The sequence below is a fragment of the Acidaminobacter sp. genome, from assembly GCF_030247605.1.
Taxonomy (GTDB): domain Bacteria; phylum Bacillota; class Clostridia; order Peptostreptococcales; family Acidaminobacteraceae; genus Acidaminobacter.
In genome coordinates, this window is the sequence record NZ_JAOTSB010000036.1 from 1 (window position 1) to 15,893 (window position 15,893).

A 15,893-nucleotide genomic window follows, 5' to 3' on the forward strand; every position below is an offset into this window, starting at 1 on the left:
GCTTTCCTTCAAGCCAATTGTGCTCAAATTGCGGATACAAGAATAAAGACGTTAAGAATCTGGCTGTTAGAAATTGGATTTGTCCGGAATGTGGTGCAATCCATGACAGAGATCTTAACGCAAGCATAAATATTAAGAATGAAGCCCTAAGGCTTCTAACCGCTGGTGCGGCGGGGATAGCCTAATAAAAAACTGTTCGTTAGAACGGTGTTCTTAGGAATCCCGTGACTTGAGTCATGGGAGGTTCAATATGACAACAGCGGTATATAGTGAATGTATCGACACTTTATTGTATCATGATTATAATTGTTATATAGAGGCGTTACGAAGAGAGTTAACAAGACCATCGGCAGAGCTCTAAGGCTTTTGCCGATGGTTATTTAAGCGTCACGGCGCTTTTGAGGAGAGGTTATTTTGAAAATATCAAAAAAAGACGCGCTGCACTGGTTCGAGTTCTTTTCGATTTTGCCTGAAGATGAGGAAATTATGACCAAACAGCAAGAAATTATTTACGCGACCTTTGCGCAAATTGAGGCTGCGGTCGATCACAAAATGGATGCGTTGATGGCGGACATCAAGAACTTGAAGACTTTGGAGAATAGAACCTTTTACGTGGGGAGTGACAGCAAATTTCCGGATGGCTGCCGCTCGTGCCTCCTGGGAACCGGGCTCAGCGCCATCAGAAAAACGAACAAATGCAATATCGTGTGCAAGTTTTGTTACAACTACGGCGAGCTCGATGACATCCCGCCGGTCGGCGAAGGCCTGTGGGAGATTGGCGGCACCAAGTTCTACGAGAAGGATCTGGACCTGCTCTTGTCCATCCAGCAAAAGCCAACGGGGATTTCCTACGTCTATTTGGAGCCGTTCATGGAAATTGAGAAATATTATCCGGTGGTTGAGAAATTTAGGGCGGCTGGGGTTCATCAGCATTTGTATACCAATGGGACCCTGTGTACGGAGGAAAATTTGAAAGCGCTGGGGGAAGCCGGTCTGGATGAGATCCGTTTCAACCTGGGTGCGACCCACTGCTCGGATAAAGTCATTGAAGCTATTGGGCTGGCGAAAAAATACATTAAAAACGTAGGCGTTGAAACCCCTATGACACCGGAGTTTTTCGATGCCTTTTTAAAGAAGAAGCAGGCAATCTTAGGGACCGGCCTGGATTTCATCAACTGCGCGGAGCTGCATTTGAATGAGAACAATATTGACAATTATAACGGGGAAAACATGTATATCTCCCGACACGGCTATATATCGCCGGTTTGGAGCAGGGAACTCACGCTGAGGTTCATGAAAATTGCCAGTGAAGAAAATTGGGACCTGGCTGTTCACGATTGCTCGAACTTCACGAAATTTGCCAGAGGCTTGAATTTGAGCGCTAAAGAGGGCAAGTGGTTTGGCGCCAGCAATTATGCCTGTGAATTCGCGCGGATTCCGTATGAAGTGTTTTTACCGATCCTGCGGGATGAAAGCTTTGAGTTCCTAACCGAAGAGCCGCTGCCTGCCGGATATGGACCGGGGGAGATCGTTTTTTAGGCGTCAGCACATCCGGTTCAATGGGCTGAAACATTTCCTGAAAAAACTTAAGTTCAAAAGAAAAAACCTGAATCGCTCAAATTCTCTCGAGCGGTTCAGGTTTTTATATTTGGATTGATGAAGCGTTTAGTCTAGGAAATTTTTTTTTCCCAATTGATGTAGCTGTCGTACATTTGAAGGGCTTGCTTCATCTTCTTGTCGCTGACCTTGGAGCGGTCTTTGAGAATGCCGGACATTTGGATCAGTTGAGCTTCAAGGATTCTTGGGTCGTTGAAACGGCCTTGGTTGACCGTGGTTTTCGATTTGGCTGCTCTGACACTTTCCTTAAACATGAACAGAATGAAGCTTTGCTTTTTCTGCTTTGGCACCTGTTTGACGGTTTCCTGGACGTGTCTGAACATTTCATGCATTTCCTTGGTCTTTTTGCGGTAGTACACTACAGCGCCAATAACTGCACCAATAACAATACTACCTACAATAATCCAAATTGTCGTTGAATCCATTTGTGACCTCCTAGTTGTTATGTTACTCATATTGTAATCGAAAACAGCATAAAAGGCATGTGTTTTTTTCGTTACGAACATTAACATTATATGATGGTTCGAGGTATAAAAGCAAGGACTGCAAAACATTAAATTTTGCTTATGGACACAAGCTGACAACCACCCTGATTTTTATTTGGCTGTCCGTCAGCCGGAGTGAATCGGAAAATTTCGAGCGATTCGGTTGCGATCGAAGTGCGATATGATATAATAATCGTACGATTAACTTTATAAATCGTACGAGGTGATGTTATGAGTGAAAATAATGTCTACAGCAAAACCATAACTGCGACGGAATTCAAAAAGAATTTGGGAAAATACCTGGATTATGTCAATGAGAACAACGAGGTCGTTATAACAAAGAATGGGGAAAAAGCGGTTCGAATGACACCCTACCTGTCTGACTATGACCGGTATAACTTGATGCAGTTGAAAGAACAGGTGCTGGACTACCAATATGGGGGTAAAAAGGTTTCCTATGAGGAATTCATGGAGATCTATGAAAAGAGCGAACTGAGGATGGAGTTCATTGACGGGGAAATTGTGTTGATGGGCTCACCGAATTTTGAACATCAGGAAATTTCAGGACGTTTGCATATCCTATTTAGTCAATTTTTACGTGGAAATAAGTGCAGAGTCGTCTATGCACCCTTTGATGTTCATTTTTTCAAGCCTGAAATCAAAGATCCGGATGTGTGCCAGCCGGACCTCCTCATAGCTTGTGATATTGAGGAAAAGCTTAACGAAAAAGGCCGCTATATGGGGACACCTGCATTGGTGGTTGAAATTCTTTCTCCAAGTACCCGGTCCAAGGACATGGTCAAAAAACTGAATACCTATATGCTTTCAGGTGTTAAGGAATACTGGCTGGTAGATCCTGTTCGAAAGACTATTATGATCTATGGCTTTAATAACCTGGATGTCGAAGAATTTATCAGTTATAAAGCGGATGAAGTCGCGGCGTCTCAGGTGTTCGAGGGGCTTGAAGCGCCTTTGGCGGAGGTTTTTTAACAACGATTAATGGGTAAAATAATGTAGTGATCAGCAGAACTGAATCGCGGGTCCACGTTGGGAGGGCTGTGATGAATACGATCAAGAAAATGCTTTGGAAGATGTTGGGACGTGTGATTTTGGATGAAGCAGTCCTGCGGGCAAAAGGTCCAACGATCCTTCATATTTCTGATACACCGACCTCCTTTTACCCTGAATTAAACCGCCTCCTGGGCATTTTGAAACCGAATTGCATCGTCCATACCGGGGATCTCGCAGATGATTTGAAGCTTCAGCTTCGCCCGAGTTTGCTGAGAAATTATGAGAGCGCGCTGGTTAAACTCATGCAGATCGTGAATCAGAGTGCTGCTGAAAAAGTAATTTTTACCCTTGGTAATCATGATAATCTCGAACTTGTCAGAAGATACGCCGGACGCGCTGAATTTTATGAAGACGCAATCACAGAAAATTTTCAGGGCATAAGAATTTCGTGTGCCCATTATCATGAAGCGGCACTTGGATCGTCAAAATCAAAAAGGTCTGACTTCTATCTTTACGGTCATGACTTATCACTCAAGAGTCAAAGGACGAACGAAGTTTATTTCTTAAATGGTATCGAAGCAATGCATCTAATCGATCTATCCACCGGTGAAGTTTTTGAGATCATGTATCCCGGTGGCACTGACAGCGCGAGATTGAATCGCAAGAGAATGCGTCTATAACTGAGTTGGAGGTGAAAAAATGGTATCCCTGCTGAGAAATGGACCGCGTATGCTGTATATAGGCACTACAAAGCGGTTTGAATTCATAAATTTTTTAATCGAAAAATTTCAGGCTGAAATTTTGGATGTGGACGTCGTCTTTGACAGGTCGGATGAGTTTAATACAATAATTTATTTGTTTTCTGACTTGAAACCAAGTGTAAACAAAAGCGACGTGAAAGATACATTGCTGATTAGAAAGGATGTCGCGCATGTTCTGTGTCAATTAATTCAGAACGAGAACGCCACTTTGATTCAGGCGATCAGGCCAGCGCCTCAGACCATCTTAATGAGAGCCATAGGTGATATGGAAAAAATGCTGCTCAATATTCAAAAGGATTTTGGCGGTAAGATAGGGTCCTTCAATTATTGTGTCGAAAGTGGCTGTGCGGCCTCCACCATTATTGGATTAACGGACAAACCGCTCAGCAGAAGTGCAAAGTTCAGCGATATGTATCACTATTTTTTGAGGCTGGACCAAGATTACGCGACACTTCACCGAGATCTGACAATGGACGCTTTTAGATATTTGAACAGCAGTATGGACAATAAAGAATGGCATGAATTTGAAATCCGGATTTACGACGTGTATGGTGCCTTTCAGCTTCACTATCAGCGGTTAATGGAAGTGTTGGATTCTCTTGAATTGGGAATCGTGATCGGCGAGAGCTGGTCAAAGGACTACCCCAAATTTCTCTTTCCCGTGGAAGTCTATAGTGTGCACTTTTTGACCTTCGTTGAACCGAAGGTCTTTAAACAAATCCTTCTGGGTCTGGAGCATCTTTCAGATGGTGAGCGAATCGTCGATTATGACCTATACATAAAAAACAAAAAGGTCTATTGGAGAGAGGCGCTGCAAAATAAAACAAACATAAACAGAGAAACGGAATCGCTTAAAGCCCGTTCTGAAGTATACGGGCGTTTGGATCAAAAAACCAAAGCTGAGCTGGCGGTTTTGGAGCAAAAAATTCTTGGTACGAGAAAATAGGTACATTCGCAGAAGGGGGCATGCGAAATGTGGGGAACAGAGGCAGAAAGAATGGCGTTTGCCGCCGTGTATCCTTTGTTTTACGGAAGTTCGGAGGAGCGAAATTATGCCAAGGGCATCAAAACTATTAAGAAACTAGCTGAAAATAGTTATGCGCCAGCCTTCTGCGCACTCGGAATTGCCTATTTTGACCACATGGGCGTACGCAGAGATTATGTTGAATCCTTCAACTGCTATATGAGTGCTGCGGAACAAGGTTACCCGAGTGCAGAATGTGGTATTGGCAACTTTTATGCAATCGTGCATCCAAAACACAATGCTTGCGAAAATAATCCTGAAAAAGCAGTCAAGTGGTGGCTTAAAGCCTCGGAACACGGCAATCCGGGGGCTCAGTGCAATTTGGCCGGTTATTACTTAAACGGGACTGGTGTAAATGTGAATCCTGTCGAGGCTTTTATCTGGGGGACCATGGCTGTGCACTGTTCAACCATTCGTTTTCGTTCTGCTGAAGTGTTCCGGGATCAAGCGCTGGAATTGTTGAATGAGGCACAAGTTAATGAGGCTAATAGCCGCATTGGGGTACTGAAAGGAAATTTGCCGAAAGCGTGGTCAGATCATATTACCTATTGGAGATTTTTATACCAGGCGTGGGGGCAGTCATTTGAGGAAAAATAACCATCGGCAAAAACATCTCTTTATTTAGGCTTTGATAAAGGAAGTGTGATAAAATTGAATTGGAAATTCGAAAACAACGGAGGTGCGACAGTATGCATGAAGTAAAACAAGGTGCCCACAGCTTCTATATTGGTGAATCCGAAGATCAATGGTCAGCGACTATGACCTATGTGCCTTCAGGAGAGAAACGGATTACAATTGATCACACCTATGTTTCTGAAGCGCTCAACGGCCAAGGCGTTGGAAAGCTGCTGCTGAAAGCGCTGACGGACTGGGCAAGGGATGAAAATTTGAAAATTACGCCAGTTTGTTCCTATGCCAAAGCGCAGATGGAAAAGAACAGTGAGTATCATGATCTGATTTTTAGAGAATAATTCGGCTGCATTAGCGTTTTTTGTAAAATTGAAAGGTGAGTGAGGGCACTTGGAAAATAAACGAATGTTGACTATTTTACTCGCAGCTTTAATTGTCATGGGGGGCATTGTGGCAAGTACTTATAAAGTCGCGGACAGTTTGGTGGAGATCAAAGGAACGAATTTTATCACTGTTTCCGGATCTGCCAGACAGCAGATTACTTCAGACCTCATGGTTTGGACCGGCAGCTTCAGCGCTCAGTCAGCGAGTCTTAAAGAAGCTTACGCAAAGTTGAATGCGGACCAGGAAAAGGTAAAAGCATTTTTGTCATCCAAAGGCATTCCGGAAGAACAGATGATTTTCTCCTCCATCTCCACGAACCCAATTTACGAAGTGACACCGAGCGGTATGTATACCATGAATGTGATGGCCTATCGACTGGAAATGCGGGTGGAAATCAGCTCCACAGAGCTCGATAAGTTGACCAGAGTTTCCAGAGAAGTTACAGAGCTCATTAATGAAGGCATTGAATTTCAATCCTGGCAGCCCCAATATTTCTATACCAAGATCGCGGATTTAAAGGTGAGCATGCTGGCAGAAGCGACGAAAGACGCCAAAGCCAGGGCGGAGCAGATTGCGTTGAATACAGGCGGCAACATTGGAAAGCTGCGCTCTGCAAAGATGGGCGTCATGCAGATCACACCGGCTAACTCAACTGAAGTGTCGGACTATGGGATCAATGACACATCGTCTATAGAAAAAGCCATCACAGCTATTGTGACAGCGAGTTTTGAAATTGAGGATTAGAAGAGTATGAAATAAGGTCAATTGGTGTATAAGGTGCCAATTGACCTTATTTTTTATTTTAGTCGTGGAAATATTTTCGGTACCATAGGTGTCATACCTTGCCAATCCGGACTTAGTCTTTGTCGTCCTAATTATTCGCATTATTATTGAAAAAAAGAGGCAAAAGGTGTAAAATTACACTATAACCAAAATATGAATTGTGGGGTAATGTTTATGGATAAAACCACATTTATAAAGCTCATGGACGAAAAAATGAAACTGATTAGAACGGAATATGGGCTGACACAAGATAAAATGGCGGTCATTCTTGGGATCTCAAAGAAGACGCTGATCGAGATTGAGAAAGGCAGAAAGAGTCTGGGCTGGACAGGGTCAGTGACATTGGCCAGCATTTTCTCAGACAGTACACTTCTGCGTGACGCTCTTGGAGGTGATATTTCTGGCATGATTATTTCAGTGGCATTCAAAGACTTGGAAGTCGACTACCCGAGAACCTGGGGCGGAAGAGTGTGGTGGAAGACCGTTCAAGAGACTGATGGCTATAGGATCCAGCAGAATTTAATATCTCATCACTACAGGATTTTAGATCAGGAAAATCGAAGACTATTTGCGTCATTTAGTTTGGAAGATACACGCGCGGTTATGGATGAAATTCAAAAGTCGTGATTTTAACCAAACTTCAAATAAGAAGGTGAAATGACAGGCACCCATTAACTAAACCTTTTATTGACATTTGGAGGCGATGACCCCTTGAGTAACACTAATCGTATTATTCTCGCTACATATCTGATTTTGACACTAATGATTCTCCTTTTCACAACTTTGTTTTCTCTCGAAAGTCCTGCACTCTATCTGAAATTTGGCGTACGGATTGCCATGTTTTTGACTGTCATAGTGCTAAGCAAAAAATACTGGGAACAAAGGATCCTCATCCTGGCCTTTCTGTGCACCATCCTATCAGATTACTTCTTTGTGTTCCTAAGAGTGACAGATCCGGATCTTCCTAATCGTGAGCTTTATGGTATGATTGGCTTCATTGCGGCTTATCTGTTTCTAATAGCCGCATTTCAAAGAAATTTTAGAATCGGGAAAAAAGAAATCGTCACAGTGGTTCCTTTTGTCATCACCTTCGGGATCATCTTGTTTTTGCTCGTGGAATACGCAGTGGGTTTCATGTTTTGGGCAGCGGTTGTTTTGGGTATTGTGTTATGCTATACAGGGATGACCATGGTATCGACGATCTACCGCGGCTATTTTCAAAAAAATGCTGCCTGGATGATTGCCGCTGCCGGCACAGTTTTGTTTTTAAGCGACATGGTCGTTGCTTTCTCCATTTTCCACCCTTATTTTAAGCAGTTCCTGCTGTGGAAGGAAAATCTAATCTGGGGCACTTACATGCTCGGTTGGACCCTATTACTCATGATCACTGCCGAGACATCTCTGACAGTCAAAGATAAGTATACAACCAGGTAAGCAGGTGAAAACAATGCCCCTTGATCAAGATGACGATTTTGAGGACGATATTCTAATAACTAAAAAACAAATCGATGATTACCGAAAGAAATTTGGCTTGAAGCGAATCCTATCTGGGATTCATTTGTGGGGGATTGGCGTAGGTACGGTCATAGCCGGCACATTTTTTGGATGGAACTATGGCCTGGAACTGTCCGGTTCACTGGGATTTTTTATTACAACACTTGTGGTCACCGGCTTTTATTTTGTCCTCGCCATTATCTTTTCTGAGCTTTCGGGATTATACCCTTATGCCGGCGGACCTTATGCCTATGTCAGAAAGGGGCTGGGGAAGCTTGGGGGATATCTGACCGGGGTTCTGACGATTGCAGAGTTCATCTGCGCCTCTGCCGCCGTAACTATCTCCATTGCCTCCTATGTCTCCTGGGTCTACCCCTCCATTCCAAAGATGTACGTCGCGCTGGGTGTCTATGTGTTGTTCCTCATGATTGACGTCATTGGCATCAAACAATCGGCGAATTTTCAGCTGATCATCACCAGTGTGGCGATTGGGGCGCTCATCATGTTCTTTATTGGAACAGCGGACGCGGTGAACCTCTCCAGGACGTTTGACATTGAGCCTTTCGTCAGCGGGGCGAAAGGCATCGTCATAGCAATTCCGTACGCGCTTTGGTTCTATCTTTGCTTCGAGGGGATTGCGCTGGCGGCTGAGGAAACCGTCAACCCCAAGACGGATATGCGCATTGGCTTTGGAACCAGCATTATAACAGTGGCGGTGCTTAATTTCGGTGTTCTGATTTTCTGTCTGGCGACTGTGGATTGGCATGATCTCTTGATGAACGACTATCCGCTGTCCAGTGCAATGCATCTGGTCAATCCAAATGGCGGCAAGTGGCTGGTCATCTTTACGACCCTTGCGCTCAGCAGCCTCCTGGCGAGCTTACACGGCATGATCAACGGGTTTTCCAGACAGAGCTTCGCCCTTTCGCGGGCGGGGTATCTGCCTAAAATCATGAGCCGCATTCATCCGGTCACAAAGACGCCTTATCTTGCCATTATCCTGCCTGGGACCATCGGCATATTACTGGCTCAGTTTGGCACGGCTAGAATCCTGGTGTTTGCCGCTGGTTTTTCCGCGCTTCTGATGTACCTGCTGGTTATTTTGTCTTATCTGAAAATCAAGTTGTCAGCGCGCAAGGCATCACCAGGCTGGACGACCAAGGTCAAGGCCGCTGCTCTGGTTATTTTTTCAGCGCTCATTTTCAGCGCTTTGACCTTTATTAGCCTGCGTACGCCGGACAGTGTTAAATTTGTCGGCATTTTTTTGGGCGGCGCTGTGTTGTACTATTTTTTAGTTGGCAGGAAATACATAGCCCTTGACGCTCCGGAGGAGAGGGAAGCCCAAAGCAGTATGATCAAAATTCATTGACGCAGGAAAGGCAGGGGTGACTTTCATGAGACCCACTACATATGAAGTATCCAGACAGCTGTGTGAGGACGCAGCCCGCCTGATCAGGGATGGGTGGCACCCTCTTTTAAGCTGCTTTAAATCGATGCGTTTAGTGATTGAGGGCGCTTTGCCGATGGTTCTCTCCTCCACCTCTCTCGAGGCATCTTCCGCTCCGGATCATCCTACTGATTCTCAGCTGGAAGCAGACTGCCTGGATGAAAAAAACGGTTATGACTTAACCGTTGTGATGAATGGGGCATCCATCGGGACCTTCTCCGTGGTGGAAAGAGAAGGTCTATTCAACAGGTCGGATTTTTTGGCTCACCTGGATCAGGCCGCACGGCTGAGGCTGAATGAAAACCCGGATGCGTTGATCCCAAGCGCCCAGTGTTTGCTGGATACTCATGGCGAAGTCGTCTGGATGAATGGCACAATGACGGAAGTGGCGCGCATTTCGCCTGAACTTTTTCGGGATTTAATGGATCAGACCTTCGACAATCCGGTGTCGTCAAGTGAAGGGACCCTTCAGGTTACGGAACTCGAAATTCATCAGTGTCATATGCTCGCCGTGAAAATTCCCATTCGAAGTGTCGAAGAGGGGCTCATGCATTTCGTGATCCTTTCCGATAACGCGCAGGATCCAAAGTCTGCCGTGATTAAGGAAATCCATCACCGGGTTAAAAATAATCTTCAGACCATAGCGAGTCTGCTGCGGCTTCAGATGCGGCGGGTCAATTCCAAGAAAGTGGAAAATGCCTTCAATGAGAGCATCAACCGCATCTCCAGCATCGCTTTGATCCACGAGGAGCTTTCCAGGGGCGGCATTGATAAGATCAATATCAAGTCGGCGACCGCGAACATTATGGAAATGGTGCTTTCAAGCATGGTGCCTCCCGGAAAAAATATTACAGGTGAGCTGAGCGGCTCAGAGATTTATCAGGATGCTGACAAGGCGAGCAGTCTGTCCCTTTGCATTACGGAGCTGATTCAAAATTCTGTTGAGCATGCTTTTCAAATGCGAAAGAAGGGTGTTATCAAGGTCGATATTAGTGAGGTGGAAGGTGAAGCGGTGATCACCATCTCGGATAACGGGATTGGTTTTGGTGGAAAGAAAAACAGAAACAGCCTTGGTCTTGAAATCATTGAAATGATTACAGTAGAAAAGCTGAAAGGCACTTTTGTGATTAATGGGCAAATCAACGGAACGACTTCGGTCATCCGGTTTCCGCTCAAGTCTTAATTGAAAAGCTTTGCAACATATGGTTTGAAAGTGTGTTATCTTGAAAGTATGATCTATGGGCGGGGTGTTTCGAGTGAAGTCATTAAGAGTCATAATTGCTGAAGATGAGCCGGTGACGCGAAAGGATCTGCGTGAGATGCTCGCGGAGGCTAAGATAAAAACCATCGGCGAATGCGGAGATGGTCAAACCGCAGTGGAGCTTGCCAGGAAGCTGAAACCGGATCTGATCCTGATGGATATAAAAATGCCAGGTATGAATGGAATAGAAGCCGCCAAACTGCTCAATCAGGAGAAAATTGCGCCGGTCATGCTTTTAACCGCCTACAGCCAGAAACAGCTGGTGGAAGAGGCTAGAGAGGCGGGTGTGCTTGCCTATCTCGTCAAGCCAATCAATAAACAAAATCTCATTCCTGCCTGCTATATTGCGGTTTCCCGTTACGAGGAGTTCAGCCTTTTGGCTCAGGAAGTGGACACTTTGAATGAGGCGCTTCATTCGAGGAAGCAGATTGAGAAAGCAAAGGGCATTCTGCAGCAGCACTATAACCTGGATGAAGAGGCGGCGTTTAAGAAGATCAGGACTATGAGCATGGACCAGAGAAAAACCATGAAGGAAATCGCAGAGGCCATTATTATTGCCATGGGGTAAGACAATGTGGACTTTGTGGTTCTTGACGTTCACGAAATAGTCTGATAATATAATGACAACTGAAAACGACGAATGCAACGGCGCATTCGGATTTCGAAAGCAATGAGGCTTTCAAACCATCATTTTTATGATGGCTTGATGCCTCATTTTTTGTTTTTGGAATTTTGTTGAATTATTCTCGTTTGGCGTGCCGTCGCTTCAAGTAACCAACCCGGCAGTTTAAATCTAAGGAGGTGTAAGCTTTGGAAAAAAAGATACAAAAGCTCTATTCGACGGACTGCATTACCATGATTGTTTTTCTGGCATTATTTTGTCTGCTTCTCATCTACATTACTTTCAACGTCTTGACCTTGGCGTCTGATCACGCTGTAAGAGGTGTAATTATTGCAGCCGCGGGATTGATCATTGCTTTTGGGACAGCGTCGTCAGTAGCCGTTTTGATTCATCTGAGAAAAAATCAGCGGCAGATTTATGTTCAGGAACTTTTGTCTTATGAAGATGAGAAGACTGGTACTATGAAAAACTAAAACCAGACATCTTACAGGGCAAATTTTGAAATGCCGCGTTGTCGTCAATTGCAACATTCATCAGTTGAGGATTCGGGAAAGGGTGAAACTATGGTGCACAGTGAAAAGAAAAAAGGGAAGAAGAATTTATGGATTGAACTCGCGGACTCAATGTTTATTATGATCCTTTGCTTCGCTACATTATTGACGGCTATGCTGATGTCTGGAAATACAAGTGGTGAGCTCAGTTATGCCATTAACTTCAAGACCCTTGGCATAGTCATCACGAGTTTATTTGTTTATCTGATTTATATCCTGTACCAGTCTGACAAAGAGTTAAAATCCATGATTCACAGTTTGTATAGTGACGCGGAAACGATCAGCATAGAAGTCAAGGAGGCGTAGATAATGAGTTTTTGGAGCGTGATGAACTATGTGGCCTGGGGACTATCGGCAGTACTTGCTTACCTGATCTTTTCAGATTTTATTCGTGTAGAGCTTGGCCGCATCAAGAAAGAAGACTAATTAGCTGAAAGGTGGAACTGAAATGGATCATTTACCTGATCTGAACGCGTCGAAGGAAGCTTCCTCGAGCTCTCACCTGTCCAAGGTGTTGGGCCCGATGCATATTTGGGCACTCGGGGTAGGCATTGTTCTTGTGGGTCAATTCATGGGCTGGAACTTTACAATTGCCAAAGGTGGATCATTGGGCTCGATTATAGCTTGCTGGGTGATTGGCATACTCTATATTTCTCTGATCATGTTCAACACGGAAATGGGATCCGTTATGCCGGAAGCCGGCGGTCAGTATTCCATGGCCAAATACCTGCTGGGGCCGCTGGCTGCATTTAATATTGGAATGATGCTCGTCTTCGAGTACGTCATGCTCGCCGCTGCGGATTCCCTGGTGGTTGGCGAGATTCTCAAGACGATCAGCCCGGACATACAGGCGCTGCCTTATATTATCCTCAGCATTCTGTTTTTAACCTGGCTCAATTACCGTGGTGTCCATGCCACACTCAATCTCAATATCGTTCTGACAGGCGTCGCATTTATTACGATTATAATTTTGCTCTTCAGCACCAAATTTTACTCGCCTTCAGAAAGCATGATTAAGCTTAGTGAAATGACCAATGGGCTGCCGTATGGCTGGATTGGGATTCTGGGGGCCTTTCAGTTTGGCTGCTGGTTTTATCTTGGCATTGAAGGCACTGCCCTGGCTGCGGAAGAATGCCGTTCAACGGGCCGTTCGCTTCCAGTAGGCGCTGTGGTTGGTCTCCTGACGCTGATCATTGGCGCTACCATCACTTGGTTTGTCAGCTCGGGCCTGGTTCCTGCGGATCTGCTGGGCGTTTCGACCTACCCGCTTTTCGATGCCGCAGTGGCGACCGGAAAGCCTATTGTCATTCAGCTTCTCTTTGTTGGTACCATTCTCGCGTGCCTGGCCAGCGCCAATGGATGTATCGCAGACTCAAGCCGGGCATGGTATTCCATGTCGCGGGACACCCTCATTCCGGAAGCCTTCTCGGCGATTCATCCCAAATACAAAACGCCTTACCGCGCCATTGTTTTTCTGATGCCAATTTCCATAGCCTTCGGATTCACGGGACTGCTGGATCAAGTTATCACGTTTTCAATCCTTTCAGCACTCCTCGTTTACCTGCTGACCGCCTACATGATGTTCAAATTCAGACGCATGTATCCTATTGGCTCTATTGACCGCGGCTACATAGCCCCTTGGCATCCGTTCCCAGCGCTGATTGTCATTGTCCTGTCAGCAGCAACTCTCTTTGGCATGTATTTTGGATATTGGACCAATCTCCTGGCGGGCTTTGCGTTTTATCTTCTGGCCTCACTGTGGTTTGTGCTGCACAGGTCGAGATCCCTGGATATGTCGAGGTTTATAGCTCATGGGGCGTCTTACTGGCCGCGTCCGAAGGGGTATTGATGAAATTCGGTTGTGTTATAGAGGTCAAGTGAGTTGAGGAGACCATCGGCAGAGACTTTAAATCTTTGCTCATGGTCTTCTGTCGTTATGCTAATATTACAGAAATGTTACCGTGTCTGACACCAAGATCAACTGAGTGTCAGACACCGAGTTCAACTGAGTGTCAGACACCAAGATCAAGTGAGTGTCTGACACTAAGTTCAAGTGAGTGTCTGACACTAAGTTCAAGTGAGTGTCTGACACTCAGTTCAAGTGAGTGTCTGACACTCATTAAAAAGTTGCTCGCATCATCAAATCATTCTCTTCATTCGTTGACATGGAATCAATGTTTGTTACAATACAAATAACTTGGTTTATCTAAGTAAGTTGTACTAATTTCGAAATCGTGAAGCAATTATTAGAATATGTCCCTCAAACTCAAAGGAGTGTAAACCATGAAACTGACTAACAAAAAACCATCCCCATCCATGGAGCTGTGGCTAAAAGAAGCTAAGATGGATCCAAACGCTTCCCGTGTCGGGATGTTTTTAGTACACAACGGGGTCGTCAGAGAAACGCCCAAGGCTTTGGTCCGGCAAGGCATAGATGATGGAACTGAAGTCAAGGGAATGACTTTTTCCTATGATGCGGACAAAGTGGAGGCAGCCATCGAAGAAGCGCGTCAACTTGATGGGATCTATTATATCAAGGTGTGGCTGAATGAAGGGCAGCTTGAGGTAGGGGATGACATCATGTTTGTCTTGATTGGCGGCGATATTCGACCGAATGTCATTGATGGTCTTCAGTTCCTGGTGGAGAAAATCAAAACGGAATGTGTCACCGAGATTGAGCAAAGGGCATAGGGAAACATTACAATTTGAGCTCAACCTAAGGTTCGCAGTAGGCTTCAATTAAATATTATGTTATACTCTTACTGATGCTTAATCTTCGAAATTGAAGAGCGGGGGACGAACTACCTTGGGGTGAAACCGTGCAAACGGTGGGGTGAACTCTTTTACCTAACCCGTCAACTAACCTCGTCAGCTTAAAAGAGGAGGAACACGAGTGATATCAAAAATGAAAATTGCTGTGCTAGTCGCAGCACTGGCTTTCACGACTTCAGCTTTCCAGCCTGCCGGGTTTGCTTACACAGGCGCACTGTTGAAGCAGGGAATTCAAAGCACTGATGTGGCTGAATTGCAGCGGGATTTGAAACAACTTGGGTATTTTTCTGTGGATATTACCGGTTACTTTGGCAGTGTGACAAAGTCTTCGGTTGCAAATTTTCAGAAAGCCAACGGTTTGACGGCGGATGGGGTTGCGGGTGCGCAGACCATCGGCAAAATTACCGGGCTTTTGGGTGTGGATAAGCCAATTTCAAGGGGCGGGGTCTCAAGGGCGAATGCAGCTGCGACGAAAAGCGCGCAGAAATTGCCGTGGTTTGACGACGTTAAGAGCATTTACGCCAGAGGGGACGTCGCGACTGTGATCGACGTTCAAACGGGATTGAAGATGCAGATCAAGCGTACATACGGCGGAAACCACGCGGATGTGGAGACGCTGACCAAAGAGGACACGGCCATTTTGAAAGAAATCGCGGGCGGCAGCTGGAACTGGACCCGGCGTCCGGTCATCGTGGAAATTGACGGGTATAGAATTGCTGCGTCCATGACCGCAATGCCGCATGCCGGAAGGGATGACAAGCCAGAGGTTGTGGTGGTCAGCAATCGAAGCGGCGGCTTTGGCACAGGGCAAAACCTGGATGCGGTCAAAGGCAATGGCATGGATGGACACTTTGATATTCACTTCCTGAACAGTCGGACGCATTCCACCAATAAAGTGGACAGCAAGCACCAGGATGCGATTCAAAAGGCAATTGAGTCTGGGATGTAGTTGAAATAAAAGGTATAATCCAGGGGAGAGGGTACGAACAGGGCGTCGCTGAGCAGCGGGGCACTGAACGGGTCTTCTCCCTTTATTGTTTTTCGGGGGATA

19 protein-coding genes and 1 riboswitch are annotated in these 15,893 nt (G+C 45.4%); of the genes, 18 read left to right on the top strand and 1 reads right to left on the bottom strand.

The window, feature by feature from the left end:
• Nucleotides 1–185: zinc ribbon domain-containing protein (locus OEL90_RS13155; protein ID WP_300689281.1), on the top strand; the 185-nt coding region annotated here is incomplete at its 5' end.
• 229 nt (nucleotides 186–414) lie between these two features.
• Nucleotides 415–1,539, top strand: a complete 1,125-nt coding sequence (locus tag OEL90_RS13160) for a radical SAM protein (protein WP_300689284.1) — start codon at nucleotides 415–417, stop codon at nucleotides 1,537–1,539.
• 131 nt (nucleotides 1,540–1,670) lie between these two features.
• Here OEL90_RS13160 and OEL90_RS13165 read toward each other — a convergent pair whose 3' ends face one another.
• On the bottom strand, nucleotides 1,671–2,042 hold the full coding sequence (locus tag OEL90_RS13165; RefSeq protein ID WP_291402888.1) for a hypothetical protein: 372 nt from the start codon (nucleotides 2,040–2,042) through the stop codon (nucleotides 1,671–1,673).
• 291 nt (nucleotides 2,043–2,333) lie between these two features.
• On the opposite strand from OEL90_RS13165, the gene OEL90_RS13170 reads away from it, so the two are divergent.
• The 16 genes from OEL90_RS13170 (at nucleotide 2,334) to OEL90_RS13245 (ending at nucleotide 15,791) form a co-directional block, all read left to right on the top strand.
• Nucleotides 2,334–3,092: a type II toxin-antitoxin system Phd/YefM family antitoxin gene (locus tag OEL90_RS13170; protein ID WP_291402887.1), complete on the top strand. Its 759-nt coding sequence runs from the start codon at nucleotides 2,334–2,336 to the stop codon at nucleotides 3,090–3,092.
• A gap of 71 nt (nucleotides 3,093–3,163) precedes the next feature.
• A complete protein-coding gene (locus OEL90_RS13175; RefSeq protein ID WP_300689288.1) occupies nucleotides 3,164–3,793 on the top strand; it encodes a metallophosphoesterase in 630 nt (209 codons plus the stop codon).
• Between the two features lie 19 nt (nucleotides 3,794–3,812).
• The gene (locus OEL90_RS13180; RefSeq protein ID WP_300689290.1) at nucleotides 3,813–4,820 is read left to right on the top strand and encodes a hypothetical protein; all 1,008 of its coding nucleotides are present in this window, start codon (nucleotides 3,813–3,815) and stop codon (nucleotides 4,818–4,820) included.
• Between the two features lie 27 nt (nucleotides 4,821–4,847).
• Entirely contained in the window at nucleotides 4,848–5,495 is a 648-nt protein-coding gene (locus OEL90_RS13185) for a tetratricopeptide repeat protein (protein ID WP_300689293.1), read from the top strand.
• A gap of 92 nt (nucleotides 5,496–5,587) precedes the next feature.
• Entirely contained in the window at nucleotides 5,588–5,869 is a 282-nt protein-coding gene (locus OEL90_RS13190; protein ID WP_291402880.1) for a GNAT family N-acetyltransferase, read from the top strand.
• Between the two features lie 64 nt (nucleotides 5,870–5,933).
• Nucleotides 5,934–6,656 (top strand): SIMPL domain-containing protein, encoded by a 723-nt coding sequence (locus OEL90_RS13195; protein WP_300689300.1) that lies wholly within the window; start codon nucleotides 5,934–5,936, stop codon nucleotides 6,654–6,656.
• A 213-nt stretch (nucleotides 6,657–6,869) separates the two neighbouring features.
• Complete coding sequence (locus OEL90_RS13200; protein ID WP_291402876.1) at nucleotides 6,870–7,322, top strand: helix-turn-helix transcriptional regulator; 453 nt, start codon at nucleotides 6,870–6,872, stop codon at nucleotides 7,320–7,322.
• 84 nt (nucleotides 7,323–7,406) lie between these two features.
• The gene (locus OEL90_RS13205) at nucleotides 7,407–8,129 is read left to right on the top strand and encodes a lysoplasmalogenase family protein (protein WP_300689304.1); all 723 of its coding nucleotides are present in this window, start codon (nucleotides 7,407–7,409) and stop codon (nucleotides 8,127–8,129) included.
• Between the two features lie 13 nt (nucleotides 8,130–8,142).
• The gene (locus OEL90_RS13210) at nucleotides 8,143–9,558 is read left to right on the top strand and encodes an amino acid permease (RefSeq protein ID WP_300689307.1); all 1,416 of its coding nucleotides are present in this window, start codon (nucleotides 8,143–8,145) and stop codon (nucleotides 9,556–9,558) included.
• A 25-nt stretch (nucleotides 9,559–9,583) separates the two neighbouring features.
• Nucleotides 9,584–10,819 carry a sensor histidine kinase gene (locus OEL90_RS13215; RefSeq protein ID WP_300689310.1) on the top strand — a complete coding sequence of 412 codons (1,236 nt, stop codon included), beginning with the start codon at nucleotides 9,584–9,586 and terminating at the stop codon, nucleotides 10,817–10,819.
• 73 nt (nucleotides 10,820–10,892) lie between these two features.
• On the top strand, nucleotides 10,893–11,465 hold the full coding sequence (locus OEL90_RS13220) for an ANTAR domain-containing response regulator (RefSeq protein ID WP_291402869.1): 573 nt from the start codon (nucleotides 10,893–10,895) through the stop codon (nucleotides 11,463–11,465).
• Nucleotides 11,466–11,707: 242 nt separating this feature from the next.
• Nucleotides 11,708–11,992, top strand: a complete 285-nt coding sequence (locus tag OEL90_RS13225; protein ID WP_291402867.1) for a hypothetical protein — start codon at nucleotides 11,708–11,710, stop codon at nucleotides 11,990–11,992.
• 90 nt (nucleotides 11,993–12,082) lie between these two features.
• Nucleotides 12,083–12,376 (top strand): hypothetical protein, encoded by a 294-nt coding sequence (locus tag OEL90_RS13230; protein ID WP_291402865.1) that lies wholly within the window; start codon nucleotides 12,083–12,085, stop codon nucleotides 12,374–12,376.
• 142 nt (nucleotides 12,377–12,518) lie between these two features.
• Nucleotides 12,519–13,919: an APC family permease gene (locus OEL90_RS13235; RefSeq protein ID WP_291402864.1), complete on the top strand. Its 1,401-nt coding sequence runs from the start codon at nucleotides 12,519–12,521 to the stop codon at nucleotides 13,917–13,919.
• 434 nt (nucleotides 13,920–14,353) lie between these two features.
• Complete coding sequence (locus OEL90_RS13240) at nucleotides 14,354–14,761, top strand: molybdenum cofactor biosynthesis protein MoaE (protein WP_291402863.1); 408 nt, start codon at nucleotides 14,354–14,356, stop codon at nucleotides 14,759–14,761.
• A 65-nt stretch (nucleotides 14,762–14,826) separates the two neighbouring features.
• Nucleotides 14,827–14,959: riboswitch (cyclic di-AMP (ydaO/yuaA leader) on the top strand.
• A 4-nt stretch (nucleotides 14,960–14,963) separates the two neighbouring features.
• Nucleotides 14,964–15,791 carry a peptidoglycan-binding domain-containing protein gene (locus tag OEL90_RS13245; RefSeq protein ID WP_300689317.1) on the top strand — a complete coding sequence of 276 codons (828 nt, stop codon included), beginning with the start codon at nucleotides 14,964–14,966 and terminating at the stop codon, nucleotides 15,789–15,791.
• The last annotated feature ends 102 nt before the right edge of the window (nucleotides 15,792–15,893 follow it).